Origin of the sequence: Clostridium sp. (genome assembly GCF_051650885.1) — a bacterium.
GTDB lineage: Bacteria > Bacillota > Clostridia > Clostridiales > Clostridiaceae > Clostridium.
Map to the genome: position 1 here is coordinate 1 of NZ_JBOFRG010000293.1, position 3,305 is coordinate 3,305.

At 29.6% G+C, this 3,305-nt stretch carries 2 protein-coding genes; both read left to right on the top strand.

The window, feature by feature from the left end; all coding sequences use genetic code 11:
- Positions 1-98: 98 nt before the first annotated feature.
- Positions 99-1,640, top strand: coding sequence for a putative polysaccharide biosynthesis protein (locus ACRC28_RS13990; protein WP_438544061.1), 1,542 nt, complete (start codon positions 99-101; stop codon positions 1,638-1,640).
- 14 nt (positions 1,641-1,654) lie between these two features.
- Positions 1,655-3,109: a nucleoside triphosphate pyrophosphohydrolase gene (gene mazG, locus ACRC28_RS13995; RefSeq protein ID WP_438544062.1), complete on the top strand. Its 1,455-nt coding sequence runs from the start codon at positions 1,655-1,657 to the stop codon at positions 3,107-3,109.
- The last annotated feature ends 196 nt before the right edge of the window (positions 3,110-3,305 follow it).

Sequence of the window (3,305 nt, forward strand, 5' to 3'; positions counted from 1 at the left end):
AAAACAAATGGAATAATAATACATAATTAAAAAAGAGTAATAATACCTCTAAACTTTAAATAAAAATAGTAAGAAAGTAAAAAGTTTGGAGGTATTTTATGAGGAAACAATCTCTAATAAAAGGGAGTATAGTTTTAGGGGTGGCAGGAATATTAGCAAAATTTTTAGGGTTGTTTTTTAGGTGGCCTTTAATAATGCTAATAGGAGATGAAGGAATTGGATTTTATCAAATGTCATATCCTTTATTAATGTTTTTTGTAGCAATGACATCAGGAATTCCAGTGGCAATATCAAAGATAGTATCTGAAAATAATGCTGTAGGAGATGTTGAAGGAAGTTTTAAGTGTGTTAAGTCTGCAACATATATAATGTTACTTTTAGGATTAGCTACTACAGGAATATTATTTATATTTGCAAAGCCTATAATAACAGCACTTAAATGGGATGTAAAAGCATATTATTCATTAGTTGCAATATCATTTGCACCATTGGTTTTATCGATTATGACTATATACAGAGGATTTTTTCAAGGTCTTCAGAATATGAGTCCTTCAGCAATATCACAAGTATTAGAGCAAGTTGGAAGAGTGGTTATAGGAATTGGACTGGCTGTATTTTTATTACCATTAGGAATTGAATATGCAGCAGGTGGAGCAGCTTTTGGAGCGGCAGCAGGTGGAATTATTGCAGGTGGGTATTTATATTTTAAATATAGAAAAATTAAAAAGGAATTTAAGATTAAGAAAGTAAAGACGAATCATCAGGTAACGGATAAAATATTAAGGATAGCAGCACCGATATCGGTAGCAATGACTGTAAGTGCGGTAATGACTTTAATAGATTCTATTCTTATCCCACAAAGGTTATTACAGGCAGGGATAGAAAGTAGTCAAGCTACTATATTATATGCTCAGATGACAGGGAAAGCAGCTGTAATAGTAAATATACCAATGACGTTATCTATAGCTTTATGTGCATCATTAGTGCCTATAATAGCAGAAAGCTACGTATTAAAAAGGAAGAATGAGGTTAATAGCAAGGTGGAAATGGCAATGAAGATTTCAGGTGTTGTTGCAATTCCTTGTACAATAGGAATATTTATATTAGCAGAACCTATTATGAAGTTAGTTTTTCAGGGGCATTATGGTGGAGTTGAAATATTAAAATATATGGGAATCACAATTCCTTTTATTATAATTACTCAAACAACTACATCGATTTTGCAGGGTGTGGGGAAATATGTAGTTCCAATTGTAACCTTAGCGATAGGATGTACTGTAAAATTTATAATAACAAGCATACTAGTACCTAATCCAGATTTTAATATTTATGGAGCGGTAATAGCGAGTATAACTGCATATATGATTGTGGCTATTTTGAATATAATTTATTTAAAAGTAACGATGAAAGTAAAAATAAATGGATATAATAATTTTATAAAACCATTATATGGGGCAATAGGAATGGGAATTGTAGTGTTTTTTTCTTATAAATTTTTAATTCTTAGGATAGGAAGCAACGGTATATCTTGCTTAGTATCTATATTTTTAGGTATTATAGTATATATAACTTTGATTATGGTGATGAAAGTATTTAAAATTTATGAAATAGTTGATAGAATACCTAAATTTAAAAAATAAAAAGGAGCAACATTATGATTAAGATAATTGGATTAGGTCCAGGAGCGAAAGAGGCACTAACGATGGGAGCATTAATGCTTTTAGAAGAAAGCAATCAAATATATTTTAGAACAGAAATCCATCCTACTGTAGATTTTATAAAGGAGAAAAATATAAAATTTAACACTTACGATGAGTACTATAATAAATATGATAGCTTTGATGATGTATATATGAATATTGCAGAGGATTTAGTAAAAAAATATGCTGAAGTAAATGAAGATATTGTATATGCAGTACCAGGACATCCGTTAGTTGCAGAAAAATCTGTATCTAATCTTATGAACCTTTGTGATGAAAAAGGAATAGAATATGAAATACTACCAGCAGTTAGTTTTATTGATGCTATGATGGATAGATTGAAAATAGACCCGATAGAAGGTTTGAAAATTATTGATGCATTTGATATAGAAAATCAAATATTAGATAAGAGAATTGGAACTATAATAACACAAGTATATAATCCTTTTATAGCATCAGAAGTAAAATTAAAGCTGTTAGAAGCATATAATGATGAAACAGAGATAATCTATGTAAGAGCGGCTGGTGTAAAAGATTTAGAAAGTATTAGAAGAATACCTTTATATGAATTAGATATGCAAGAGGATATAGATTATTTAACATCAATATATATTCCTAAGGATGAGAACAATAAGAAGGATATATATGATTTAATTCAAATTGTAGATGTTTTAAGAAGTGATGAAGGATGTGCTTGGGATAGAGAACAGACCCATGAAAGCCTTAGAAACGCAATAATAGAGGAAAGCTATGAAGTAGCAGATGCTATAGATAAAGAAGATGATAATGCACTTATAGAAGAACTTGGAGATGTGTTATTACAAGTTATATTCCATGCAGCACTTGGAAAAGAAGACTGCTATTTTGACTTAAGTGATATTGTAGATGGAATATGTGAAAAAATGATATATAGACATCCACATGTATTTGGGGAGAAGAGGGAAAAAGGCGCTACAGAAGTAAGTGAAGATTGGGAGGTATTAAAGAAAAAAGAAAAGGGCTTTAATACAACAACAGAAGAGGTTTTAGCTATTGCAAAATCACTTCCGGGTATAAAAAGAGCTGAGAAGGTTCAAAAGAAAACTTCAAAGGCGGGATTTGATTGGAAAGAAGATTTTATAAAAGGTGCTTCAAGTAAGATAATAGAAGAATTAAATGAAGTTTTAGATGTATATAAAAGCGAAGATGCGGATAGAATAAAAGAAGAAGTAGGAGATTTATTCTTTGCATGTGTTAATGTAAGTAGATTTTTAAATATAGATGGTGAGGAATCATTAAATTTAGCTACTGATAAATTTATAAAAAGATTTGAAAAAGTAGAAAAAGCTGCATTGGAAAGTGGAAAAAGTTTGAAAAAAATGTCGACAGAAGAGTTGGATGAACTTTGGAATGAAGCTAAAAAAATATAAAATTCTTTTATCATAGAAGGAATTTGAGGATATGTGAAGAATATAATACTTTGTTGGAACTATACTGAAAAATTAAAGTGTATTATATATTTTTTGTAAAACTATTGAATAATTTATTCAATCGGTGTAGACTAGATGAAAAAGTAATAATATAATAAGAGAAGTAAGTATAGTACATATTTAAGAATTAACAAGT

Excerpts from the sequence above, each read along its gene's own strand:
- ACRC28_RS13990 (WP_438544061.1), top strand. The coding sequence starts at position 99 with ATGAGGAAACAATCTCTAATAAAAGGGAGTATAGTTTTAGGGGTGGCA.
- mazG (WP_438544062.1), top strand. The coding sequence starts at position 1,655 with ATGATTAAGATAATTGGATTAGGTCCAGGAGCGAAAGAGGCACTAACG.